We start from the raw sequence: 25,570 nt of genomic DNA on the forward strand, positions 1-25,570 counted from the left end.
CTATCCTGATTATTTAATCTGATTAATCAGCTGTTGACTCCACGCTCAGCCAACTATTAACAATCCCGGTCGGAAGATCATCACCAGTCCAAAAAATAGCATGAACAAACCTCCCGCAAGTTTGAGTCTTCTCCCCTGAGTTTCCGTCAAGCGAGATGACTCAAAGGAATAGATAAAATTGCTCAAAATCAGCAGCAAGGGAATAACATAAATTACCGCATAAAGTGCTGTCCAAACCGAATAACACTGCATAGAAACTCCGCCGGAATTTGTGGCACAATAGTTAACTAAGGCGGTCATATAAATTGCTGGTAAAATCGCAGTGCAACCTAATTCGATAATGTTCACAAAAATTGCCAGTAAAATCGTGCCGCCCAGAGCAGTTAAAAAACGCATTCGACTTGTGGTAGACTCTCTTAAAGAGCGAACAATTTGTCCGGCTTTCTGGCTAATCTTGCGTTGTTGTGATTCAGATAATGATAGGGAAATACCTTGTTTGAACCAGAAATAATCTTTGATATTGACGATTCCTGCGATCGCAATTCCACTTCCCAATATAAGTATAAACAGCTTTCCATACTGTTCGAGTAAGACAGAACCTAGTCCGATCATCACCATGATGAACAGAAAATACATCACCGCTGAGGTAATGATAAATGTTCCTCCCACTAAAGCCATGTCTCGCCGACTTTTGGTATGGGTAAGCAAAGAGAGTAAAATAATTAGTACCGTGAAAGCACAAGGATTAAATCCATCTGCTAAAGCGATCGTAGAAACGAAAAGTGGAAAAGGAAGTCCGCGGGCGAAAGTTTCGATCGCCACATCTGGTGTTAAATGAACGATCAAAAACAAACTCACGATGCACATAGCAGCAAATCCGCCAAACCAATACCTTTTTGCTGACGCTGTTTTTAACCAAGGTTTGAGTGGCAAAAAACTTAAAAGGTAGAGTATGGGTAATCCTAAAACCCACCAAGGAAATTGAAATTTTGGTTGTTCGATCGCTTTCTGAAGAGATACCTCATGACCAACCGCATCAGCGATCGCCTGAATAATTTGATTGCGATACCCAATATACCCAGAGTAAGCTGAATTATACTCTAAAGATCCGTCACCTTCACTGTAACCAATAAAGGATTTATCTCCGATAAAGGTACGAGGAACTGCCCCAGAATTGATGTGATAACGTTCTCTAAATTTCTGCCAAGTTTTCGGGTCTTGGTTAACTTCGATAAAATGCACATCGATATCATTGTTATAGCGATCGATGCTTTCCATTAACGGTCGTTGGCGAATACAGTGAGGGCAAGTTTCACTATGAAAAAAGTAAACATTCAGGACTGTTTCACCAGCTTGTACCCCAGCGGGGAATCCTATCCAGAGGCAAATGGCTAGGATAACCACTAAAATCGATTTGAATAAATGCTGAAGATTCATTGGTATTAGTAAGAAAAAAGAAAATTAACTGGCTTATTGTTTGAACTGTTCTTAAACGATCTGCCAGAAATAATTGCTAAAAACTATATTTTGAGCCTATACTATAATTCTGCCAAAAGCCGAAAATTTAGGATTTTTTTCCCAAGATATTCACAGAGCGACCATAAAATCTTAGATATCTTTAGGTTTAGCCACAAACGTTTATTAACCTCTTAACAAAACTCCACCGTGTCAATCGATTCTCTCCTCCAACCTTTCCATCACTTCGGCGTTAATCTAGGTTTAGAACGCATCGAAAAGTTACTCGCTAATTTAGGCAATCCTCATCGTCAAGTTCCCATTATCCACGTCGCTGGAACTAATGGCAAAGGTTCCGTTTGTGCTTATCTTTCTTCGGTACTCACCGCCGCAGGTTATCGCGTCGGTCGTTACATTTCTCCCCATTTAATTAGTTGGAATGAACGCATTTGTATCAATGAAAAACCTATTCCTTTGGCGGAGTTGGAATCGCTAATTTTACAAGTTAAGTCTGCTATTGATTTAGATTCTGAATCTCCAACTCAGTTTGAGGTAATTACCGCTGCTGCTTGGTTATATTTCGCTCAACAAAAGGTCGATATTGCCGTGATTGAAGTGGGGTTGGGCGGTAGGTTGGATGCTACTAATGTTTGCGATCGCCCTTTAGTCACTGTCATCACTTCTATTAGTCGCGAACATTGGCAGGTTTTAGGTTCAACTTTGGCGGCGATCGCTGGCGAAAAAGCGGGGATTTTAAAACCTAATTGTCCGGCTGTTATCGGTCAGTTACCCCCGGATGCAATGGCAGTTGTAAAACAAAAAATTCAAGAGTTAAATTGTCCTTCGGTTTTCCCAAAGGCGGCTAAAGAATTGGGAACCACGAAGACACGAAGGACACGAAGGGAAGAGGAAGAAAGATGGGTTGAGTATGAGGGGATTGAGTTTCCTTTGGGTTTGTTGGGTGAGTTTCAATTGTCTAATTCGGCTTTGGCGATCGCTGCTCTGCAATTCCTCCAAAAGCAAGGTTGGGAAATTTCTTCAGAAGCTATTGTTTCTGGTATGGGAAATGCTCAATGGTCGGGAAGGTTGCAATGGGTTAATTGGCAAGGTCATCGCATATTAATAGATGGGGCTCATAATCCGGCAGCTGCGATCGCTCTCCGTCACTATATTAATAGTCTCAATCCTCAATCCGTAACTTGGATTATCGGTATGCTTTCTACTAAAGATCATGCCGATGTCTTTCAAGCTTTACTCCAACCAAATGACCAATTACTTCTCGTTCCTGTTCCCGATCAATCTTCCGCTAACCCTGAAGATTTAGCATCTCTCGCTCAACAGCTTTGTCCCCAATTATCTTTAATTCAAACTTATCCCAATCTTACCTCCGCTTTGGAAGTTGCTCTGACTTCAAATCCAGGTTTAACTGTTTTATGCGGTTCTCTCTATCTCCTGGGTTACTTCTTCCAACTCACTCAAAAATCTCTCTGAAATTTCCCTCTCTCAACCCTTTCTTTTTCCTAATTCTTGTCAATTTAGGAAATTTGCCTTATATTTGTTTTAAACATGGTTTAATTGTTTATTAAACCAGTATATATGGGCGCACAGATTTCCATTATTAAAATATACACCAAAAACCCACTTTTGGCAACCACTTACCTAATTTTGATTCCATTCCGTCGCCGCATCAGATAAAGCGCGATCTACCGACTTTTCCCCCAACATTGCCGCTTGTAAATTATCGTAAATTAAGCGTTGCAACACATTGACATTCTTAATTGCTGGAATTAGTACCTCCGCCTGTTTCATTTGACTGGCACTGACTACACGCGCCCGATCGACAGCCGAAGAATTAGCAGCAACAGATTGAAAATAGGGATTTGCTAAAGCCTGAACCGTAGAAGGTAAAACATTAGCTTGTTTAGCAAAAGCCAATTGATTTTGGTCATTAGTGACAAACAAAGCAAACTTCAAAGCAGCATCCGCGCGATCGGTATTGCGGGGAATTACTAAATTCATCACCGCTACACTTTTTTTGCCAGTGTTCCCAGTAATTTGAGGTGCAGTAGCTGAAACCTTGGCAATTTCCGGCGCATTCTTAGTAATAGTATTCAGGAACTGAGCACCCGTAACTAAAATTGCCGTTTCTCCAGCCTGATAAAGTTCAATTCCCTTTCTGTGACCTTCAGTTAAAACTTCCTTGGGCAACAAACCTTGTTTATATAAATCTACCCAATACTGGAAAGCTGCCTGACCTTCAGGAGAATTAAACGCCGCTTTTCCTTGAGCATCCACCAACTTTACACCCATTTGCACTAAAGATTCTAAGACCTCCGCCGAATCTTCCGGGACAAAAGTAATAAAAAAAGCATACTTACCCGTCTTTTGCTTTACTTGTTTCGCTACTTGTGCTAACTCCGCGTAAGTAGCGGGAGATTTATTAATACCTGCCCGTTGGAGCAAATCTTTGTTATAAATAGTTATTTGAGTTGCTAAATACCAAGGAATGCCAAAACTCTTCCCGTTAAAAGTGCTAGCTTGCCAAATATTTGGTAAATAGGACTGGCGCAAAGGCTGAGGAATTTTACCATCTAATTCCAGCCAAGCATTACGGGCAGCTAATTGAGCAGCAAAATCCGGGTTTAAGTTTACTACATCCGGGGCAGTTTTAGCAGAAACCGCTGTTAAAATCTTACTTTGCATATCATTCCACGGTACATCTACCCAACGCACCTTGACACCTGCATTTTCAGCCTCAAAACTCGCTATAAGCTGGTTAAAGTAGTCGATAAACTGCGGCTGTAACTGCATCGTCCAGAATTCCACTTCCTGACGACCAGATGTAGTTGAGTTACTGCTCACATTGCCAGTACTACAACTGACAATCCAGCTGAGCAATAACCCTAACAAAGCAAAAACACCGAAACGTTTCCAATTTTGATGTGGAATCATGTTAATCTCGATCGCACTTTCAGGACAAATGTGGTAATCCTAGACTAAATTGGGTAGCAGGTATATTAAATTATTTCAATCAATCATTTTTCTTCTTGTGGTTGCTCTTAAACCTTGACACAAAACGGACTACAACAGTGGTTAACTTCGTAAGTAATCTATTTTCCAAGCGTAAACCAGGGATTGGCATTGAATTAGGCCCAGAAAGGGTAAATATTGCCCAACTGCGGAAACAAGGACATGGCTATAAATTAAGTACCTTGCATTCAGTAGAGGTGCCGGAAGGAGTTTTCCAAGAGGGAATGATTACTGACCCGCCGACAATGGCAGAAATCATTCAAACGGCATTGTCAGAAAAAAAGATTAAGGTAACAAAAGTTGCCAGTGCTGTACCGGGAGCAGCGGGAGCAATTGTTAGAATCATACCAGTTCCCGCGGAATTGGATGATAAAGAACTCCGCAGCATGGTATTAGATCATGAGGCAGGTTTGTATTTGCCTTTTCCGCGAGAAGAAGCTGATGTGGATTATCAAAAACTCGGTTTCTTCACGGATGAGGATGGAATTGAAAAAGTGCAAGTGCTGTTAGCAGCAGTACGGGAGGATGTCACCAATACTTACACCGAGACCTTTAAACAAGCAGGTTTAGATCTTGATGTTTTAGAGATTAATAGTTTTGCACTAATTCGGACAATTAGGGAACAATTACGCCAGTTTTCTCCTCAAGAAGCGGTTGTATTAGTAGATGTGGAATTTGAAAGTACAGAAATTGCGATTATCGTAGATGGAGTACCTCAATTTTCCCGGACGGTGGCGATCGGAATGTTCCAAATTCAAAGTGCCCTAAATCGAGCGATGAATTTACCGAGTACCAGAAATACCGATTTCTTGAAAAGTATGACTATTCCTTCCACACCGCCAGATAGCGTTCGCACTGGTTCGACGGGGATTAATCCGGGAATGGCAGCTATGCTGAGAGTATTGGGGGAATTAGCCGATGAATTGCGGCGCTCGATCGATTTTTATTTAAATCAAAGTAACAACTTAGAAGTGGCACAATTACTATTAGCAGGACCCGGTGGTGGTATTGGTCAACTAGATGAATTTTTTACATCTAGGTTGAGTTTGCCTACTATTCAAGTAGACCCAGTAGCAGCACTATCTTTAGAAGTTGGAGAAGAAATTGCTCCAGTACAACGACCTGGTTTAGGGGTGGTTTTAGGCTTAGGACTTAGGGAGGTTTAAGAGTGTACAGTTTAGATATTAATTTTCTGAAAGATCGGCCTGAGTTTGTTAAACCAGAGCAGAACAAACAAAAGAAAAAACTTAATGTCGGCAGTAATGTTCCGCTAGTTGCTGGGATTGTTGCTGGTGTTTTTCTGCCCTTAGCAGTAGGTGGTTTTTGGTGGTGGCAACAATCAGAACAAGGTAACTTAGAAACGAAAATAGCGGAAGTGCAAGCTGATTTGGATAAAGCTGCTAAAGAACAAGGAGAATTAAAAACAGTTCGCCAAGAAACTGATTTATATAAGCAACAAACTCAAGCATTAGCGAGCGTGTTTGAGCAAATTAGACCTTGGTCAGCAATGGTTAAAGATATTAGCGAAAGAGTGCCACCGGGAATTCAAATTACTTGTATTGCTCAAGTTCCAGTTAGTACCTCTTCTTCTTCGGGCGGTTGTCAAAATGTACCTAATCCGCCAACCACTAGAAATACAACTACTACAACTACTACCGCTAATGCTTCAGCAGTTGCCCCGCAAGACAAAGTAGAAATTACCGGAATAGCTAGGTCATTTAATAATGTGAATGACTTGATATTAACTTTGCAGCGATCGGCATTTCTCAATAATCAACAAACTCGCTTAATTACAGCTAGATTAGTGGATAACCCCATTAAGTTAGAACGAAATCCTAATAGCTCACAATCCGGCAGTAACAATTTTCCCATCCCAGAATTACCGAAAGTAGTGCAATTTAAACTTGAGACTAGTCTGAGTGACAAAACTAGTTCCCAATTACTACCACAATTAAATGGTTTGGGTGATTTAGGATTAACATCTCGCATTGAAGCCCTGAAGCAACAAGGAGTTATTAAAAAATGAACGGTGATTTTACTTTTGATGGTTCAGAACAACAGACAACTGAAAATGGTGGTTCTACTAGTCTTTTTGGGATTCAACTGACTCCACCTGTAATTGGTGCCTTAATTGCAGTTTTAGGATTAGGTGCAGCTGGGTATCTGTTCTATCAATTTGTGATGCCAGTCATGCAAAGAAATGATGAACTGAGAGCAGACCTGGCTCAAAAAGAATCAGAACTACAAGCTCAAAAAAACTTTCCTGAGTTAATGCAAAAAGCAGTTGCCGACAGAAATGAAGCCAAACAACAAAGAAATGCAGTTGCAACATTATTTGGTAACGAACAAAGCGTAAAAACTTTGCTCCTTGATTTAAACAAGCGAATAGAAGCTAGAAATAGCAACCTGAAACCTGAAGATATTAAGGCTAAATTAACTAAATTTGATCCAGATCCAGGTGCTTCTGGTATTGTTAATGATGGTGCTTTTGGTGCCCAAGCAAATAACCAAATATACCGTCAGGTATATGAAGTAGAAATGCAAGGGACTTTCGATCAAACTAGATTATTTTTGCTGGACTTAGAACGGCAAAAAAATCTCTTGGTAGCAAATAACTTTAAAACCTTGTTAGATGGTTCTTTCCAAAAAATAGTAATAGATCAGCAGCAGGGTCAAATAGTTCCGATCGGTAAACCAGCAACGAGTATTACAACTTCTTTTAAATTAAATATGCTCAGACCGCTGACCGAAGAAGAACAAAAATCGGTACAACCACCAGCATCAGGTACAGAAGGAACTCCTAGTCCGGGAGCAACTCCTAGTCCCTAAGTAGCTCTCTCTATTGCTTGTTGGCAATTGAGATGCTATAAGCAAGCGTAAGTTAACGATAGCCATAATAAATAACCAGAGTCAGTCAACTTGTTAGTGTGAGGAGGCAAGGGTGAAGTATAATCAAGGACTCGGTGGATTGTTATTTGGGGGAACGGCGGTTCTCTTAGCCACACAACCTGTATGGGCGGCTCCTACCCAGGTGACAGGAGTAAAAGTACAGCCAGTAGGTAATAGTGTACAGGTAATATTGGAGACTAAGGAAGGCGATCGCCCCCAAATATTTACCGTCAATCGTCAAAATGTTTTTGTAGCCGATATTACCAACACTCAGCTACGTTTACCCCAAGGAGAGCAATTTAATCAGCAAAACCCAGCACCAGGGATTGCCGCAGTTACAGTAACTCAACTGGCTCCCAATAGTATCCGGTTACAAGTTACAGGAGAAAGTGCCGCCCCTACAGGAGAAGTGGCTGCCAAACAAAGCGACGGCATTACCTTTAGTTTCAACATGGGCGGTGGTGCAGCAGCGAGAACACCCGCACCAAATAATCCGGTAACTGCTCAAGCCCCGGCAAATCAAACACCTTTAGTTCCTAATCCCAGAGTTACTTACGAAGGTGGTCCAGCACCAGCAGCGGGAGCAGTACAACCAGTGAGTCCTGCCCCACCTTTCCTGCCTAGAGCAGTTGCCCCCCCGGTGGGAGATATTGCCGTTTCGGAAATAAATTCTACTGCCAGCGTCATTGATTTGGGAACAGCGGAACGGGTGCCACGATTGTTATTGCGAGATGCACCAGTCAGAGAAGTATTATCTTTGTTAGCCCGTGCTGCTAATCGCAACGTAGTATTTTTGACTCCGCAACCAGGGGGACCCGGACAACAGGCGCAACAGCAACCAGGACAACAAGGTGCAGCTGCTTCTCTGGATTCGACAATTTCTTTAGATATTGAAAACGAACCGCTACAAGAAGTTTTCAACTATGTATTGCGAATTACAGGACTGCAAGCTAACCGCAGTGGAAATACGATTTTTGTTGGCAGTAATTTACCAGAAGCCGCTAGTAATATTATTGTGCGGAGTCTGCGACTGAACCAGGTTCCGGCTGCAACTGCCGCTAACTTCTTAACTGCTCAAGGTGCGGAAACTCAATTACCGATCGAACGGGTACAAATTAATACCATTGGGGAAGGTGCAGCTGCGAGAACTGTAGAAATTAGAGAACCAGATATTAAAGTTTTGCGGGCACAAAGAGGTGTTGGGCCGTTAATTCTTTCGGGTTTGTCTGTGTTGACTAACGAGCGCCTAAACTCAATTACTTTGGTAGGCGACCCCCGAAAGGTAGAAATTGCTACAGCTTTTTTAACTCAACTAGATGCCCGTCGTCGGCAAGTTGCAGTTAACGTCAAAATTATTGATGTCAACTTAAATAACTCAGATTTTGCGGGTTCTAGTTTCTCCTTTGGAGTTGGCGGAGCCTTCTTTACTTTTGATAATGGAGCCGCAGCCCTGAACTTTGGTCGGGTGAGACCACCAACCATAACTCAGACTAGAGAAAGTCAATTTAGTCCGCCCATTATTGGTGATACTCAGTTCTTACCTCAAACTGAAACTCCAGTTATACCGTTCTTAGATGCTCAACCAAATTCTCCTTTTGGTCGCAGTACAGGATTTCCCCAAAGTTCAGGAAATCCGAATTTTCCGTTTGGTAACTTATCCCGTCCTCCATTTGGGACAAATATTAATCCCCTACAACCAGGAACCAATGCTACGTCTGGTTTACAGACCATACCTCAGCTGTTCCAGTTCCCGACTCGGTTATTAGGATTATTGCAGGCGCAAATTACTAGTGGTAATGGCAAAATCCTCAGCGATCCCACATTGGTAATTCAAGAAGGTGAAACAGCTTCTGTGAACTTGGGTGAGGAAGTAATTACAAACGTAATCACAGAACGGGAAAATGTGGGTGGTATTATTATTCCGACTCAAAGGTTTGAAAAGGGCAATGCGGGTTTGAATTTAGAAATCCGAGTCGATCGCATCGATGATAATGGTTTTGTGACTTTGTTTGTTAATCCCACCGTCAGTGCGCCCGGTTCTCAGATCACCCTGACTGGTGGTGCAGTGATTACGCTACTGCAACAAAGACAGTTGCGCTCTGGGTTACTTCGCCTTCGAGATGCTCAAACTCTCATTATGTCAGGAATTATTCAAGACTCAGATCGTACAGAAGTCAGGAAAGTGCCGCTTTTAGGTGATATTCCGATTTTGGGTGCTTTGTTTAGAAGTACAAGTAGAACCAATGCTCGGAATGAAGTAATTGTGATGTTAACACCGCAAATTCTGGATGATTCAGGTAATGCGCCCTTTGGTTATCGTTACCGACCGAGCCCAGAGGTACAACAATTGTTGCGGCAACGCGGTTTTACTCCACCAGATAATAATCAGCAACCTTAAGTATGGTAAAGGCGATCGCACAGAAAAATCGAAAATTTGCGAAAATTTAAATTTTTCTGTTCTCTGGTATCCTCATTCCAGTTAATTAGCTTCTAATCTTTACGCAGTAAGAGTTTCACGACTTTTACTGCTTTGATTTTTTCGGGAAAAACTGATGGAAAATCTAAGTTTTTGCTTAAAAAAGTCCTGAAATCCATATATCTTAAAGGTTTCACCATTCCATATTCAGCGCGTACACCTTAGAATAAGGCAGTGAAACATCGGGTAGATGGGCATTTCAGCGTTTTGTTTGTTGAACCCCTCTCTCGTTGCTGAGTGAATAAGTCTTTTTACTCAAAGCGACCCCATACCAAAGGGAATGGATGGGGTGAAAAGTCACTAAATGCTGATTTCTAAGGAGTTCAAGCAAGAACATGAACAAAGGTGAATTAGTTGATGCAATAGCTGAGAAGGCTAATGTAAGCAAGAAACACGCTGATGCTGTGCTGACAGCAGCTTTAGAGGCAATCATGGAAGCGGTTTCTTCTGGCGAAAAGGTAACGCTAGTTGGTTTTGGTTCTTTTGAACCTCGGGAACGGAAAGCTCGTGAAGGCCGAAATCCGAAAACAGGCGATAAAATGGAAATTCCAGCGACCAAAGTTCCGGCTTTTTCTCCAGGTAAACTGTTTAAGGAAAAGGTCGCGCCTCAATAATCGTCACAAGGACAGGTTCTTTGTTCAATCGACCACTGCATGGGGGGAATATCGCCTGGGCAGCTGCACTGGCAGGCTGTTCCCCTGATGCTATTTTAGATTTTTCCGCCAGTATCAATCCTTTGGGCCCGCCTGAGTCAGCGATCGCGGCGATTAAGTCGCACTTGCCAAATCTGAAGGCTTATCCTGACCCGGATTATCATCAGTTAAGAGCATCTTTGTCAGCGGTGCATCAAGTACCACCTGACTGGATTCTTCCGGGTAATGGTTCGGCGGAGTTGCTGACTTGGGCTGGTTGGGAGTTGTCTGAATTGGATCGGGTTTTTCTGATCGTGCCAGCTTTTGGTGATTACTGGCGGACTTTTAAGGGGTTTAATGCCAATGTTGTGGAATATCCTTTGCTAAGTGCAGCGGGAGAGGTTGTTAATCTGGAGTTTCTGGATGGGAAAAAGCAAACTCTCTCATCATTTAACAATGGTTTGCTGTTGAATAATCCGCACAATCCTACGGGTAAACTGTTTTTTCAGGAAGCGATTTTGCCTTTATTGGAAATGTTTGCTTTGGTGGTGGTGGATGAAGCTTTTATGGATTTTCTGCCACCAGATCGAGAGCAAAGTTTGATTCCTTGGGTGAGTGAGTTTCCGAATTTGGTGATTCTGCGAAGTTTGACTAAATTTTATAGTTTACCGGGTTTGCGATTAGGATATGCGATCGCTCACCCAGAACGGCTACAACGCTGGCAAGCTAAACGTGACCCTTGGCCCGTTAATGTTTTAGCAGCAGCGGCAGCTGAAGCGGCGATCGCAGATCGAGTTTTTCAACAGCAAACTTGGAATTGGTTACAAGTATCTGGCATTAAATTATTTCAAGGTTTAGCCGAGCTTCCGGGTTTAAAACCTTACGAAAGTGCAGCTAATTTCTTGTTGGTAAAGTCAGCAGTTTCTACTTCTTTACTGCAAGAAAAATTACTCAAAGAAAGCCAAATTTTGATTCGGGATTGTTTGAGTTTTCCTGAATTGGGCGATCGCTATTTTCGTGTAGCAGTACGTTGGGAAAAAGATAACCAACGTCTAATTACTGAATTAGCAAAAGTTTTGAGTAAGTTTTGAGTTTTGAGTTAGGGAGAGTTTCGGGAGTAAGAGAGTTTTGAGTTATTTTATTGCTCCCCTGCTCTCCTGCTCCCCTGTTCTCTTGCTCCCCTGCTTTAAGTGATTATGCTTGATTATGATTTAGTGGTAATTGGTGGTAGTCCGGCCGGAATTTATGCTGCGGTGAAAGCAACTAATTCTAATGCGCGTGTTGCTTTGGTAGCTTCTCCATTATTAGGTTCTACTTGGTCAGAATCTAGTTCTAAATATAATAAAGCTCTCAGTTATATGGGGAAAGTGGCACGAATTCTGGACAACGCCGCTGTATGGGGTTTTTCTGTTCCAGAACAGTTAAATAAAAGTTTAGAATTTGGCGAAAGTTTAAAGTGGGCGAAAAGTATAGTTTCTAATTTAGATGAAAATTATTCTCCGGCGGTGTTGGCTTCTCTGGGTGTAGATGTGATTTTCGGGGAAGGGGAATTTTGTCGGTATGCTCCGAATTTTGCTTTGGCGGTTAAAGACCAATATTTGCGATCGCGTAAGTACTTAATCGCCACTAATTCTACTCCAATTGTTCCCGAAATTGAAGGCTTAGAAAGTGCTGGTTATCTGACTCCTGACAGCATCTGGCAATTGGCGAATGTGGAATTACCAAAAAGTTTAATTGTGATTGGTAACGATCCGGTAGGTGTGGAACTAGCTCAAACTTTTTCTCGTTTAGGTTGTGAAGTTTCTCTGGTAGTCAGTAGTTCCCGGATTTTAGCTAAGGAAGATGAGGAAGCGGCGCTTTTAATTCAGTCGCAATTAGAAGCTGAAGGGATTCAAGTTTTTACGGAATATCGGGTAACTCAAGTGAGATGGTTGCAGGGGAAAAAGTGGATTCAAGCGGGAAATAAGGCGATCGATGCTGATGAAATTTTAATTGCTACTGAGTTTCAACCTGATGCTACTAATTTAAATTTAGATGCTGTGGGTGTTAAGTACAATAGTCAGGGAATTATAGTTAACTCAAAGCTGCAAACTACTAATCGTCGGATTTATGCCTGTGGTGATGTTTTGGGTGGATATCGCTTTCCTCATATTGCTAATTATGAGGCGCAAATAGCTTTAAAAAATCTACTCCGTTTTCCGGTTTCTCAAGTTAATTATCGCTATATTCCTTGGGCAATTCTTTCCGATCCAGAATTAGCTAGGGTAGGTCTGACTGAAGCTCAAGCTAAACGCCGTTATTCTCAGGTTTTGGTAACGCGCCGCTATTTTAAAATGGTTGATAAGGCTCAAATTCGTGGCGAAATTACAGGTTTTTGTAAAATTATTACTTTGAGCAATGGGGAAATTCTTGGTGCTCATATTGTGGGTGCTGAAGCTAGTGAACTGATTCATGTTTTTGCTTTGGCTATGCAGCAAAAGTTGAAGGTTCAGGCGATCGCTAATCTCACTCCCATTTTCCCAACTTTATCCGAAATTAACTGCCTAACCGCTGCTGATTGCCAAGATTTCTCCCAATTCTCAAAAATTCAACCAAACTTCTGGGAAGGCTTTTTGAATTTAGTTCGTTCTTGGTTTAATTGAGAAGGGGGAGGGCAGAGGGTGATAATGAAAATGTTAAAAGTTATAAGTTTTTTCTATAGGTTGGTGAATCATAAAAGAAGCAAAATCGGCTTGTGCTTGGGCGATTTTTGGGGTATAATTTAGATAATGGAGATATAACTTAAAATAATATTTTTGCTCAGATTTCTATTATTTAAATTATAAATTAAAAATGGCAAAAAAACAATCCTAAAATCTAAAAAAATAAAATTTTTTTTTGCTAAATTTAAGATTTTTTTAAACAATTTGGTGAAAAGATGTGGTATGCAGGAAAGCTAATTGAGTCGAGGAGAATAGAGTTAGGGATTGACGATCCGGGGTTACTTTATGGAGCGACAGTTTTCACGACAGTGAGAGTTTACGATCGCTCATTGGAAGACGGGAGAACGAACTGGAAAGGGCATTTGCAACGATTAAAAAGTAGCATCGAAGCATTGAATTGGCAAGAGCCGGATTGGGAGAAAATTAGACAAGGTGCAGAGATATTGCAGAGGGAGTTTCCCGTATTAAGAATTACGATTTTTGCTGATGGTAGAGAATGGATAATCGGGAGATTTTTGCCTTCGGACTTAGTGGAGAGACAGGAGAAAGGCGTAGTTGCTTGGTTAGCGGGAGCAGAATTCAGACGAAGTTTAGCAGAACACAAAACAGGCAATTATTTAAGTGCTTGGCTAGCATTGAATCAAGCGAAAAGTTATGGAGCTTCAGAAGCGATATTAAGAGATGAATCTGGCAACTGGTTAGAAACGAGTACGGGAAATCTTTGGGGATGGCAAGATGGGAGATGGTGGACACCGCGATTAACAGCGGGAATTTTACCAGGGTTAATGCGAACTCAGTTAATTGACTGGCTGAGAAGTGAAAATCAGATTGTAGAGGAAGAAGCTTGGACAGCTGATTTAGTATTGGGGATGGAAGCGATCGGCTACAGTAACAGCGTTGTGGAAGTCGTACCCATTCATACTGTAATTTGATAGGCAGGGGGGCAGAGGGGCAGGGGAAAAACTAATTAGAAATCTAGAGTTTGTCAGTACCCAGTACCCAGTACCCAGTCTCCAGTACCCAGTCTCCAGTACCCAGTACCCAGTACCCAGTCTCCAGTCCCCTTTCTCATATTTGAAGTGAAAAACTCGGAGATTTCATACCCGATCGGTTGCCAGTTTCTCAGATAGGTTAAGATAAATTAACATAAGAGTAAGCAATGAAGCCCGAAAGATCAGAAACCTTGGAGGATTGACCAAGAGTGAATAAGCAGTGGAGAAACGCAGGGCTATATGCACTGCTGGCCCTAGTAGTAGTTGCCTTAGCAACAGCTTTTTTTGACAAACAACCCCAAACCAGAGAAACTTGGCGCTACGACCAGTTTATCCGGGCAGTTGAAAGCAAAAGAGTAGCAAAAGTCAGTATTAGTGCCGATCGATCGTTTGCCCGTCTGACAGATCCAGACGATCCCAAAGGCAAAACCGTTATAGTTAACCTCCCCAACGATCCCGAACTAATCAACACTTTAACCAAAAATCAAGTTGACATCTCAGTTTTACCACCAAGCGATGATGCTTTCTGGTTGAGAGCACTGAGCAGTTTATTTTTCCCGATTTTACTGTTAGTCGGGCTGTTCTTTTTACTCAGACGCGCCCAAAATGGCCCAGGTTCGCAGGCGATGAACTTTGGTAAGTCGAAGGCGCGAGTGCAAATGGAACCACAAACTCAAGTAACTTTTGGGGATGTGGCAGGTATTGACCAAGCAAAACTGGAACTTAATGAAGTTGTAGACTTTTTGAAGAATGCCGATCGCTTTACCGCAATTGGTGCAAAAATTCCCAAAGGCGTGCTCTTGGTTGGCCCTCCGGGAACTGGTAAAACTTTATTAGCTCGTGCGGTAGCTGGAGAAGCGGGAGTACCATTCTTCAGTATTTCCGGTTCGGAGTTTGTGGAAATGTTCGTCGGCGTAGGTGCTTCTCGCGTCCGCGACTTATTTGAACAAGCGAAAGCTAACGCACCTTGTATCGTATTTATTGATGAAATTGATGCGGTGGGTCGTCAGCGTGGTGCTGGTTTAGGCGGTGGTAATGATGAACGGGAACAAACCTTAAACCAATTACTGACCGAAATGGATGGTTTTGAGGGTAATACTGGGATCATTATTATTGCAGCTACTAACCGTCCTGATGTATTAGATGCGGCCTTGCTGCGTCCGGGTCGTTTTGACCGTCAGGTAGTGGTAGACCGTCCAGACTTTGCGGGACGTTCGGAAATTCTGAAAGTTCATGCTCGTGGCAAGACTTTGGCACAAGATGTAGACTTGGAAAGAATTGCCCGTCGGACTCCTGGGTTTACTGGTGCAGATTTGTCGAATTTGCTGAATGAAGCGGCAATTTTGGCAGCGAGACGCAATTTAACGGAAATCTCAATGGATGAAGTTAATGATGCGATCGATCGGGTACTAGCTGGCCCAGAGAAGAAAGACCGGATGATGAGCGAGAAGCGGAAAGCGGTAGTAGCTTTTCACGAAGCTGGTCACGCGGTAGTTGGTGCTTTAATGCCTGACTTTGATCCGGTACAAAAGATTAGCATTATTCCTCGCGGTCAAGCGGGTGGGATTACTTGGTTTACTCCCAGTGAAGATAGACTAGATTCTGGTTTGTTGAGTCGTTCTTACTTGCAAAACCGGATGGCGATGTTGTTGGGTGGTCGAGTAGCAGAAGAAATTGTCTTCGGTGAAGAAGAGGTGACTACTGGTGCTTCGAGTGACTTGCAGCAGGTAGCGAGAGTTGCACGCCAGATGGTGATGCGGTTTGGGATGAGCGATCGGGTGGGACAAGTTGCCCTTGGTCGTCAGCAAGGTAATATGTTCTTAGGCAGAGATATCATGTCAGAGCGTGATTTCTCAGAAGAAACCGCAGCGTTGGTAGATGAAGAAGTTCGGATTTTAGTTGATGAAGCTTATAAGCGAGCTAAGGATGTGTTAGTTAATAACCGTTCTTTGTTAGATAGAATTTCAGCTTTGTTGATTGAAAAAGAAACTGTAGACGCTGATGAGTTGCAAGAAATTTTGGCAAACAGTGATGTGAAAATGGCTTCTTTAGCTTAGTTAGATTAAAGAGTGATTTAAATGGGGTAATTCGGGTTTTGCCAGAATTACTCTTTTTTTTTGGCGATCGCAAAGGGAACAGATGTAAAATGCTCTTTACAGAGTAACTGGAGAAAAAGCCGTGACTATTTGGGTAAATGAACAGATCGATCCATCAGGTATTCTCTATTCTTGTATTGCTACTTCTGATGAAGAACAAGCTAAAGATTGCCATGAATCATTTCAGAATAATTTGACGGAAGCGCAGAAGTTGGCAGGTTGGGTAGTGCAGTTGCGAACTGTAGAATCATGGGATGACGTGCCAGTAAGTGCTTTAAAATTGAATTAATCGAAACCTGGGAAACATCGAGGTAATGCTTATTTAAAATGTTTCTCCTCTAATCCCCTAGATAATAAACAATGGTAAGGTTAAATGGGTTTAAAGCCATCTGAGGAAGAAACTATGAACCTTCCACTGATTGACCTATATGAAACTGATTTTTATGCTTGGACTCAAAAACAAGCAGAATTACTACGTCAGCGTCACTTAAATCATCTTGATATTGAGAACCTGATTGAGGAAATAGAGTCGTTGGGTAAACAGCAACAGCAAGAATTAATCAGCAGGTTAAGTATTTTAATTGGTCATTTATTGAAATGGGAATATCAGCCTATAAATAGGTCGAGGAGTTGGATTAGGACTATTAGAGAACAACGGAAACAAGTTACAAAAATAATCAAGGAAAACCCTAGCTTAAAACCCATTTTAGATGAAGCAATAAAAGAAGCTTACTCAGATGGAATAGACTTAGCGATCGAGGAAACAGGGTTAGGTTTCAGAAGTTTTCCTTCAGAAATTCCTTACACTTGGGAACAAATAGAAAACCAGAATTTTTACCCAGGATTACTTAATGATTCTGATAGAGATTTGCTTGAACTTTATGGAATAGGGAATGAATGATGCCTTGCAATTTTCCTTTTTTTCTTGGTTTTTAGGACTTACGCAGTCTCAGCCTGAAACCCAGATCCCCCCCAATACTGCTCGGTTAAGAGTAGGGGCGAAGCATTCGGGCGACAATTTATGACTCAAACCCTAGATTTTCTGTCCGAATGCTTCGCCCCTACAAAGGCAAAAAATGCTTAACCGAGAAGTATTGAGATCCCCCCTAGCCCCTTTACCAAAGGGGGGAATTTTTCAAGCCACTTTGGTAAGGGGGGTTGGGGAATCTGAGTGCGTAAGTTCTAGTTTTTTGGTTCAATGGTGGTGATTATTTCTCCGGTTTGAGAGGTATCGTAACCGCCAAGAGAAATTAACTGAGAGTGAAGTCGTTGGTGTCCGAGAGTGTTGAGAAATTGTTGTACAGGTTTTTCTTGCAAGTAATCTTTTATAATTACTAAATCGTATTGTGATTTATGTAGGGGAATGAATCCTAATCCAAAGGCAGTTGCTATTGCTTGAATACTAATTCCGGCATCAGCTTTGCCAGTGGAAATTGTTTGAGCGACTGCAACGTGACTATTAACAATGTGGTTAAATCCTTTAACCGCAGTAAAGGGAATTTGGTCTTGATTTAGGAGATGTTCTAATAGTTGACGACTGCCAGATCCTAGTTCTCGGTTGACAATAGTAATTGCCGGATTAGTTAAGTCAACAACGGTTCTCAATCTTTTGGGATTACCTGGTTGTACTATTAGTCCTTCTGACCAAAAACCTAAGTTAATTAATACTAATTTCTGATTGGTCAATATGTTTTTAATGAAGCTAATATTATGAGAGTTAGTTTCGGGATTGTATAAGTGCATTCCGGCGATATGAACTTCGCCTCTGAGCAAACGTTCTAGTGCTTCGATGCTGTTAGCGAAACTCCAAGAAACTCGCAAATTGGGATACCATTGTTCGGCGAATTTTGCCCAAAGGGAAAGTACTGGGGTACAACCTGCGATCGCTACTGTATGCTTGATTTTATCCTGAGAATCCCAAAGTTTAACAATAATTTTACTATTATCTGTTTCTCGCCAACCTTCACCATCTGCGGGGATCATTTCTGTCCGAAAAGCTTCTTCGCCAAACAAGGGATAAGCAATTAAATTTCCCCCTACTTCAGCTAAATTTAATCTTACTTTCTGGGCTACTGGAACTGCTTGAGTAGGAATTGCTTCTACATCAATATAGTCTTCTTGTAACCAAAATAAATCTTCTACTTGACATCCTAAGACTTTGGCTAAACGCAAGGCAATTGTCGCTGAAGGAGCATATTGTCCAGATTCTACACCACTAATTGTTTGCCGGGAAACACCAGTAATTTTCGCTAAATCTTGCTGACTCAAGCCTAAGCGGTTACGAATTTGCTTTAAATTGTTACGTAGCTCACTTTCGGGCTTCATTATCAATTCCTTTTAATAACAAATTTTTTCCTACTAGTACTTTTACAACAATAATTTTCTTAAATTTACCTATCTGTTAATAAAGTAACCAGGAAAAAGTAACCTAATATACGCAAGTATTTTTTACAATGTGCTTAAATATTAGCATGACATGATTTAACCGCCTCGAAGCGAACAACCTTACTGGTAGATACATACAGGTAAGGTTTTTCCCTAAATGTTTGGTGAAACCGATCGATTTAATGAATAAACATTCGATCTGAGTATAATTTTAGTAATTCTCTCCCTATGTACTGAGCAATTTATTTAGAGAGTAGATGATGTTAGTTTGGTTTGAGGTAAACGGTTATACAGTTTTGTTAGATTCAGATGTTGCGCCGGGAAAGGTGAAGTCTGAAAGGAGTAGTTATGGTGAGGTGATTTTGCGCGATCGCCTTTTTCAAGCCTTGAGAAGAATTAATCCCAATGTTCCCTCAATGGCGATTAAAGAAGCTATTAAAATACTTAATTCGATTCCTGGTGATACTCCCCAAGCGAAAAACTATAATTTCCGCAATTTTTTACTAAATGGGATGAATGTATCTTACCAGTTAGGTAAATATAAACTTTGTAATGAATTAAAACTTGTAGATTATTCTCATATTCAAAAAAATGATTGGTTGGTGATTCAAAATTTTAAAGTTTTTCAAGAAAAGGTTTGCTATTCACCGGAGATGGTAATTTTTATTAATGGATTACCGTTAGGAATAATTGACTTAATTAGAACTAATTCCCAAGCATTTAAGTTGAAAGAAAGTTGCGGAAAAATCAAATTTTGCAGCTACAAATTACCAAACATTTTTTCTTATAGTCAGATTTTAGTAATTTCCAATGGCAATCAAGCCAGAGTAGGAAATCCTTACCTTAATTGCGAACAATTTATTCCTTGGCACAGTATATGTAGAGAGGAAAATTTAATCAATGGAGTGACTGAATTAGAAATATTAATTCAAGATTTTTTTGATAAACGCTCTTTTTTTAAGTTAATGAAAGACTTCATTGAGTTTACAGAAATTGATTTGGATAGTATACCAAAAGAATGTAAATGTCGTCATAAAGGGGATTAGGGATTAGAGATTGGGGACTGGGAGGAAGTGGGATAAGCTGTTACGCATTTAAATCACTTATTAACGAGTAGGGTGCGTCAGACGGTAAAGCCTATGTAGAAAGGAAAATATCTAAATCTGACGCACCCTACAATATGACTTTTAAATGCGTAACAGCTTATGGGGGGAGTTTTGGACATAGTTGAATTGTTTCTCTCCATCTCCCATTTCCCGATCTCCTCTGCCTTTTGTTATAAATTATGTTTGGGTAAGCGGAGTCTTTTGGAAGCCAAGGGACTGAGAATTTGGTTAAGCAAACGCAACTGTTCAGCTGTACCCATGCAAATCATTGAATCTCTGGCGGATAAAACTGTTTCCGCTGTAGGACCGCCGATGAGGGTGCCATCGGCGCGACGAATGGCGACTACTAAGGCACCGGATTGACTTCGCAAACGTGCATCTTTTAAAGTTTGCCCGACATAGGGACAGACTTCTGGATCTAAACGAAATTCTTCCATGTAGAACGATCGATCTGTCCCCGTCAAAATCCCATCGACAAAATCCATGACTTGAGGTCTTAAAGCTGCTGCTGCCATGCGTTTTCCGCCTGTAATATAAGGAGAAACTACGGCATCTGCGCCACCACGTTGTAGTTTTTTTACTGCTTCTTCTGTGCTGGCGCGAGCGATCGTTCTGACTGTTGGATTAAGAGTTTTTGCCGAAAGTACAGTATAAAGATTTTCGGCATCTGAAGGTAACGCCGCTACCAAACAAGTTGCCCGTTCAATGCCCACTTTTACCAAAGTTTCATCTAGGGTAGCATCGCCTTGAACAACGATATAACCCATTTGTTGGGCTAATTCCACTGATTCTAGATCGGAATCAACAATTATAAAAGAAATTCCCTCAGCTTGAAACTCCTGAGCAATTTGCTTGCCAGTGCGTCCGTATCCACATAAAATATAGTGTTCTCTTAAAGTTTCAATCAAGCGTTTCAGTTGCCTCAATTTTCTCCCTTCTTGAAAGTAACCTTGAATGATAGCTTCTGTAAACTGATTAACAATGTAAGCAATAGTGACTATTCCTAATCCAATCAAAAAAATAGTAAATAATCGTCCCCGATCGCCTAATGGTCTAGTTTCTCCATACCCAACTGTAGCTAGGGTAATCACTGTCATGTAGATCGAGTCTAACCAATTCCAGCCTTCGATAAATTTGTACCATAGTGTACCAAGTAGAAATATAACTATGATGGCGATCGCTCCACCAATTAGCTCTTTTTGCAGCTGTTTATACTTAACCTCAATAGCTGTTTGGGAGAGGAATATATTTTTAGAATTCACAGAAGTAGAATTTTTTCGTTAGCTATTTCATCATACCTAAACGTAGAATAGCAGTAGTTTTGTTAGATTTGGCAATCGGGAAATAAAAAATGTATGTATTAATTGGGGGAGCCGGATTAATTGGGTTAAATTTAGCGCAAAAGCTGGTAGAGTTGGGGCATACTGTAGCAGTAATTGATATCGATCCTAATGCCTGTCGCTATGCTCGCGAACAAGTAGGAGCAATGGCTTTTGAAGGTAGTGCTGTGAGTACAGAATTATTGTTAGAAGCGGGAATTCGTAAAGCTGACTCTGTAGCTGCGGTTTTGCGGAGTGATGCTTTAAATTTAGCAATGGTAACTTTGGCTAAACATTACGGTGTTTCTCATATTATTAGCCGAATGCGACATCGAGATTTTGAAGCGCCATTGCGTTTGGCGGGAGCGCATCATATTATTAGTACGATCGATCTAGCAGTTTTTACGATGGTAAATGCGATCGAATATCCCGAAGTCGAATCGATGATGCACTTTGAACAAGGGCAAATTGAAGTTTTAAAACTTGCCATTCCTCAAAAATGCAATGTTGTCGGACGTAGTGTAGCAGAAATTGCCCAAGATTCTCGATTTCCTACAGGTTCTTTAATTATTGGTTATCAACCTCACCCGCAAACAGATTTAGTCATTCCTAATGGTAGTACTATTTTAGAATCTGGTTCAACTATATTGATAGTTAGTAAACCTGGAACATTACATCAGGTAATTGATTTTATCGAAGGTTGTCCTTAATCTTGAAATTGAGATTAATCATCTTCTAATTTTAAGAGTTGTCGATCGATATTCCGAACCCGACTTTGAACAATTTCTTCGGAAATGAGGCGTTTTCTGATTGCCTCATTTAAAGCGCCTTTTTCTGCTAATAATAAACGCCGTCGAATTGCATCAAGTTTGATGCGATTACTATCACTATTAGCCAAATTTTCTTCCCGTCGGTTATATAAATCTCGTAATGCTTTTTCAGCTGCGGCGACTTTGACTTGGTAAGTCGATCGCATCTCCTCATAAATCGATTTTGGTAAAACTCCCGCCTTCAATAAACTATCTAATTCATCTTGTGCAGCCTTAGAAGTCATTAATTGAACTTGCAATTCTTCCGTTTGTTGACGAAACTCGGAAAAATGAGAAAGTTTCAACTGTCGCACCAACCAAGGTAAACTTAATCCTTGTCCGACTAAAGATAATAATACAGTACCAAATACCAAAGCAATTAACCTTTCTCTTCCTGTGATTATGGCAGGTAAACTAAGAGCTAAAGCCATTGAAAGAGAGCCTTTAATATTACCTAAAAATAAAACGTGCTGCCAACGGAAAGGGATGGGGCGATCGAACCAACGCACTCCCCATAATAAAGGATAAACCGAGACTAATCGCCCCACTTGATAAGCGACAATTGCCATTAAAACGGCTGGCAAACTTTCCCATAAAGTAATTAGATCGATTTCCAAACCAATTAGCAGAAAAATAAATGTATTCACCCCAAAACCTGCATATTCCCAAAAACTCAATAAAGCAATCCGACTCGATGCCGAAATGTTCCGAAAAATCCCCATGTTTCCCACAATTAACCCAGCAACCACTACCGCAACAACACCAGATACACCAATAAATTGTCCAATTTGAAAACTACCCAATGCTACAGCTACCGTGAGTAACATACTACTTAAGGGATCGTCAGAACGAGTCAACAAACCAGCACTTAAATAACCCAAAGCTAAACCTACTAAAATCCCGCCTACAATCACGACAAAAAGCTCTTGCAAACCATTAAGCAAAACAAACTTACCTGTAGAATTAACCTGAAGAATTAAACTGAATAAAACCAAAGCTACACCATCATTAAATAAACTTTCTCCTTCAACTATTGTGGAAAGACGAGATGGTACTGGCACTTCTTTAAAAACAGCAATTACGGAAACTGTATCAGTAACCGCTAAAATTACGCCAGCTAATAACGCTGGTATCCAAACCAAACCTAAGCCAAATTTTAATAGCATAGCGGTGATCCCAGAAGAGATTAGCACTCCAGGTCCCGCTAATAGTAAAATCGGTTTTACCGTGCTGCGTAAACGGCTAATATCTGTATTAATTGCGGCTTCAAACACTAAAATTGGCAAAAATAGATTTAAAATTAAAGACGGATCTAAACCAATTCGTTGAGGTAATAGTTCAGTAATCGCCAAACCTGCTAACACTAAGCCAGTTACATAAGAGACACGAAACTGTCGGGATATTAAAGCGACAGCAGTAGCTACTAATAGCAGAATAATTAAGGCAATGACTAATTCTGCAACTTTTGCTTCCAGGGAGGGGTTTGTAGTGTTAGAAGTGGCAAAGATAAACTGTTGCATAAAACACGACATAAATATTTGACCGAGAGATACAATACCTAAATATGCAAAATTTTCGATGATTGGCATATCCTGAAATACGGGTTTGGTAGCCTTAATCAATGTAGCTTATCAATCAAACCTGTAAAATTGCATCGAAAAATAAAGTTTGAATTAAGGATTGAGCAGTGAGTAGAGAAACTGTTGTCGAGAAGTCTAATATAACTACAGAGTCAGGATCGCAGATGAGTAAGCACGATCGCGCCAATTTCGATCGATTTGTCATGTCCACTTATGGACGATTTCCCTTAGTTTTGGAAAAAGGGGAAGGTTGTCGAGTGTGGGATAACGAAGGGCGGGAATATCTAGATTTCGTTGCCGGAATTGCTACTTGTACCTTGGGGCACGCCCATCCGGTAATGGTGGAAGCTGTCACTAAGCAAATTAAAACCTTGCATCATGTTTCTAACCTTTACTACAATTCCCCACAAGGTTTGCTAGCAGAATGGTTAGTAGAACATTCTTGTGCCGATCGCGCATTTTTCTGTAATTCTGGCGCAGAAGCAAACGAAGGGGCGATTAAATTAGCCCGGAAATATGGTCACACGGTTTTAAAAATCGATGAACCTGTAATTTTGACCGCGAACGCCAGTTTTCACGGACGGACTTTAGCAACAATTACTGCTACTGGACAACCAAAATATCAAAAGTATTTCGATCCCTTAGTACCAGGGTTTGAATATGTAGATTACAACGATATTTCTGCGGTGAAAAATGCGATCGGAGAAATCGATACTGGAGACAGAAGAGTAGCAGCAATTCTCCTAGAAGCATTACAAGGAGAAGGCGGAGTTCGTCCCGGAGAAAAAGAATATTTCCAAGAAATTCGCCAAATTTGTGACGACATTGGCATACTTCTAATTATGGATGAAGTGCAAGTCGGAATTGGTCGTACTGGCAAATTATGGGGATATGAAAATCTCGGAATTGAACCAGACATTTTCACTAGTGCAAAAGGTTTAGGTGGTGGAATTCCGATCGGGGCGATGTTATGTAAATCCAAATGTGACATTTTCCAACCCGGAGAACACGCCAGCACATTTGGCGGAAATCCTTTCGCTTGTGCAGTTGCACTCGCTGTTTGTCAAACATTAGAACAGGAAAACATTTTAGAAAACGTTCAACAACGTGGCGAACAATTGCGTGCCGGATTAACAGAAATTGCCGAAGAATATTCCGATAAAATCACCGAAGTTAGAGGTTGGGGTTTAATTAACGGCATGGAATTAAACGCAGAAATTCCATTAACTTCTGCGGATATAGTCAAAGCAGCAATGGCAGAAGGCTTATTATTAGTTCCCGCAGGGCCAAAAGTTGTCCGCTTTGTACCCCCATTAATCGTAACTGCCCCAGAAATTGATTCAGCAATCCAAATTGTCAGACAAGTAATGGCAGATTTACCCGCTGAAAAACAATAACTAAGTTGGCACAACAAAATCAGCCCCAAAATTTGTTGTGCTAACTTCGTTTAAAGTTCGTAGTAGCGACTTCAGTCGTAACAGGGCAGGACTAAAGTCCTTACAACGAACCTTAAAAAGAACCTTAAAATGAAATTATCTGTACCGATAATCATTACTTTCAATTTCACCATTTGGCATAGTAGTTCTTTTCAGGTAAGTTCTATTTAAATCAACACCAACAACATTTGCATCCCGAAGAACACTGCCCATCAAAACAGCACCACTTAAGTCAGCGAAACTGAGATCGGCACCTAATAAGTTAGCGAAACTTAAGCGACTTAACCTCATATCTGCACCGCTTAAGTTAGCATTAGCTAAATGTGCTTGATTAAGATCGGCACCAACAATTAAAGCTTGACTTAAATTAACTCTACTCAAGTCTGCTCGTACCAGTTTAGCACCACTTAAATTAGCCCCTTGTAAATTAGCGCCAGCCATATAAGCATTTCGCAAATCAGCTTCTCTGAGGTCTGCTTGATTTAAGTTAGCACCACTTAAGTCACAACCTGGGCATTGTTTAGTTTGGAGCAATATACTTAAGTGTTGAGGATTATAAGCATTTGCGCGAGTGGCGAAGCCGAGAATAGAGAACAAAACAATAAAAGCTAGTTGTTTGACGATCATATTTTTAACAAAGTTACCTTAATTAGCATAGCCGAT

At 41.0% G+C, this 25,570-nt stretch carries 21 protein-coding genes; 15 read left to right on the top strand and 6 right to left on the bottom strand.

All coding sequences use genetic code 11. The features are described 5' to 3' along the window. Positions 1-45: 45 nt before the first annotated feature. Positions 46-1,437 carry a glutaredoxin domain-containing protein gene (locus tag ACE1B6_RS03425; protein WP_413255831.1) on the bottom strand — a complete coding sequence of 464 codons (1,392 nt, stop codon included), beginning with the start codon at positions 1,435-1,437 and terminating at the stop codon, positions 46-48. Between the two features lie 228 nt (positions 1,438-1,665). Between ACE1B6_RS03425 and ACE1B6_RS03430 the strand changes: the two genes are divergently transcribed. Then, the gene (locus tag ACE1B6_RS03430; protein WP_413255832.1) at positions 1,666-2,946 is read left to right on the top strand and encodes a bifunctional folylpolyglutamate synthase/dihydrofolate synthase; all 1,281 of its coding nucleotides are present in this window, start codon (positions 1,666-1,668) and stop codon (positions 2,944-2,946) included. Positions 2,947-3,114: 168 nt separating this feature from the next. Here the strand turns inward: ACE1B6_RS03430 and ACE1B6_RS03435 are convergent, their stop codons facing one another. After that, positions 3,115-4,407 (bottom strand): ABC transporter substrate-binding protein, encoded by a 1,293-nt coding sequence (locus ACE1B6_RS03435; protein ID WP_413255833.1) that lies wholly within the window; start codon positions 4,405-4,407, stop codon positions 3,115-3,117. 137 nt (positions 4,408-4,544) lie between these two features. Between ACE1B6_RS03435 and pilM the strand changes: the two genes are divergently transcribed. The 11 genes from pilM (at position 4,545) to ACE1B6_RS03490 (ending at position 17,173) form a co-directional block, all read left to right on the top strand. Then, positions 4,545-5,651, top strand: coding sequence for a type IV pilus assembly protein PilM (pilM, locus tag ACE1B6_RS03440; protein ID WP_413255834.1), 1,107 nt, complete (start codon positions 4,545-4,547; stop codon positions 5,649-5,651). Positions 5,652-5,653: 2 nt separating this feature from the next. After that, positions 5,654-6,511, top strand: a complete 858-nt coding sequence (locus tag ACE1B6_RS03445; protein ID WP_413255835.1) for a PilN domain-containing protein — start codon at positions 5,654-5,656, stop codon at positions 6,509-6,511. Next, on the top strand, positions 6,508-7,314 hold the full coding sequence (locus tag ACE1B6_RS03450) for a pilus assembly protein PilO (protein WP_413255836.1): 807 nt from the start codon (positions 6,508-6,510) through the stop codon (positions 7,312-7,314). The genes ACE1B6_RS03445 and ACE1B6_RS03450 overlap by 4 nt, the downstream gene beginning before the upstream one ends. Before the next feature lie 112 nt (positions 7,315-7,426). Next, on the top strand, positions 7,427-9,772 hold the full coding sequence (locus ACE1B6_RS03455) for an AMIN domain-containing protein (RefSeq protein WP_413255837.1): 2,346 nt from the start codon (positions 7,427-7,429) through the stop codon (positions 9,770-9,772). Between the two features lie 413 nt (positions 9,773-10,185). Further along, entirely contained in the window at positions 10,186-10,464 is a 279-nt protein-coding gene (locus ACE1B6_RS03460) for an HU family DNA-binding protein (protein WP_413255838.1), read from the top strand. Between the two features lie 20 nt (positions 10,465-10,484). Then, the gene (gene cobD / locus ACE1B6_RS03465) at positions 10,485-11,573 is read left to right on the top strand and encodes a threonine-phosphate decarboxylase CobD (protein WP_413255839.1); all 1,089 of its coding nucleotides are present in this window, start codon (positions 10,485-10,487) and stop codon (positions 11,571-11,573) included. 105 nt (positions 11,574-11,678) lie between these two features. Then, positions 11,679-13,124 carry a dihydrolipoyl dehydrogenase family protein gene (locus tag ACE1B6_RS03470; RefSeq protein WP_413255840.1) on the top strand — a complete coding sequence of 482 codons (1,446 nt, stop codon included), beginning with the start codon at positions 11,679-11,681 and terminating at the stop codon, positions 13,122-13,124. A 275-nt stretch (positions 13,125-13,399) separates the two neighbouring features. Next, positions 13,400-14,116 carry an aminotransferase class IV gene (locus tag ACE1B6_RS03475; RefSeq protein ID WP_413255841.1) on the top strand — a complete coding sequence of 239 codons (717 nt, stop codon included), beginning with the start codon at positions 13,400-13,402 and terminating at the stop codon, positions 14,114-14,116. Between the two features lie 269 nt (positions 14,117-14,385). Beyond that, on the top strand, positions 14,386-16,233 hold the full coding sequence (gene ftsH3 / locus ACE1B6_RS03480) for an ATP-dependent zinc metalloprotease FtsH3 (RefSeq protein ID WP_413255842.1): 1,848 nt from the start codon (positions 14,386-14,388) through the stop codon (positions 16,231-16,233). Between the two features lie 121 nt (positions 16,234-16,354). Beyond that, positions 16,355-16,561 (top strand): glycogen debranching protein, encoded by a 207-nt coding sequence (locus ACE1B6_RS03485; protein ID WP_413255843.1) that lies wholly within the window; start codon positions 16,355-16,357, stop codon positions 16,559-16,561. A 114-nt stretch (positions 16,562-16,675) separates the two neighbouring features. Further along, positions 16,676-17,173 carry a DUF29 domain-containing protein gene (locus tag ACE1B6_RS03490; RefSeq protein WP_413255844.1) on the top strand — a complete coding sequence of 166 codons (498 nt, stop codon included), beginning with the start codon at positions 16,676-16,678 and terminating at the stop codon, positions 17,171-17,173. A gap of 281 nt (positions 17,174-17,454) precedes the next feature. On the opposite strand, the gene ACE1B6_RS03495 is transcribed toward ACE1B6_RS03490, so the two are convergent. Further along, positions 17,455-18,597 (bottom strand): substrate-binding domain-containing protein, encoded by a 1,143-nt coding sequence (locus ACE1B6_RS03495; protein ID WP_413255845.1) that lies wholly within the window; start codon positions 18,595-18,597, stop codon positions 17,455-17,457. Between the two features lie 317 nt (positions 18,598-18,914). On the opposite strand from ACE1B6_RS03495, the gene ACE1B6_RS03500 reads away from it, so the two are divergent. Beyond that, positions 18,915-19,703: a type I restriction endonuclease gene (locus tag ACE1B6_RS03500; RefSeq protein WP_413255846.1), complete on the top strand. Its 789-nt coding sequence runs from the start codon at positions 18,915-18,917 to the stop codon at positions 19,701-19,703. A 230-nt stretch (positions 19,704-19,933) separates the two neighbouring features. On the opposite strand, the gene ACE1B6_RS03505 is transcribed toward ACE1B6_RS03500, so the two are convergent. Beyond that, complete coding sequence (locus ACE1B6_RS03505; protein WP_413255847.1) at positions 19,934-21,025, bottom strand: potassium channel family protein; 1,092 nt, start codon at positions 21,023-21,025, stop codon at positions 19,934-19,936. 89 nt (positions 21,026-21,114) lie between these two features. On the opposite strand from ACE1B6_RS03505, the gene ACE1B6_RS03510 reads away from it, so the two are divergent. After that, the gene (locus ACE1B6_RS03510; protein WP_413255848.1) at positions 21,115-21,792 is read left to right on the top strand and encodes a potassium channel family protein; all 678 of its coding nucleotides are present in this window, start codon (positions 21,115-21,117) and stop codon (positions 21,790-21,792) included. 14 nt (positions 21,793-21,806) lie between these two features. Here the strand turns inward: ACE1B6_RS03510 and ACE1B6_RS03515 are convergent, their stop codons facing one another. Continuing rightward, positions 21,807-23,411, bottom strand: a complete 1,605-nt coding sequence (locus ACE1B6_RS03515) for a cation:proton antiporter (protein ID WP_459562966.1) — start codon at positions 23,409-23,411, stop codon at positions 21,807-21,809. 224 nt (positions 23,412-23,635) lie between these two features. Between ACE1B6_RS03515 and ACE1B6_RS03520 the strand changes: the two genes are divergently transcribed. After that, positions 23,636-24,868 carry an acetylornithine/succinylornithine family transaminase gene (locus ACE1B6_RS03520; protein ID WP_459562967.1) on the top strand — a complete coding sequence of 411 codons (1,233 nt, stop codon included), beginning with the start codon at positions 23,636-23,638 and terminating at the stop codon, positions 24,866-24,868. Positions 24,869-25,003: 135 nt separating this feature from the next. Here ACE1B6_RS03520 and ACE1B6_RS03525 read toward each other — a convergent pair whose 3' ends face one another. Beyond that, a complete protein-coding gene (locus ACE1B6_RS03525) occupies positions 25,004-25,534 on the bottom strand; it encodes a pentapeptide repeat-containing protein (RefSeq protein WP_413255851.1) in 531 nt (176 codons plus the stop codon). Positions 25,535-25,570 lie beyond the last annotated feature (36 nt).

The sequence above is a fragment of the Floridaenema fluviatile BLCC-F154 genome (genome assembly GCF_041929135.1).
Classification (GTDB): Bacteria; Cyanobacteriota; Cyanobacteriia; order Cyanobacteriales; family Aerosakkonemataceae; genus Floridanema; species Floridanema fluviatile.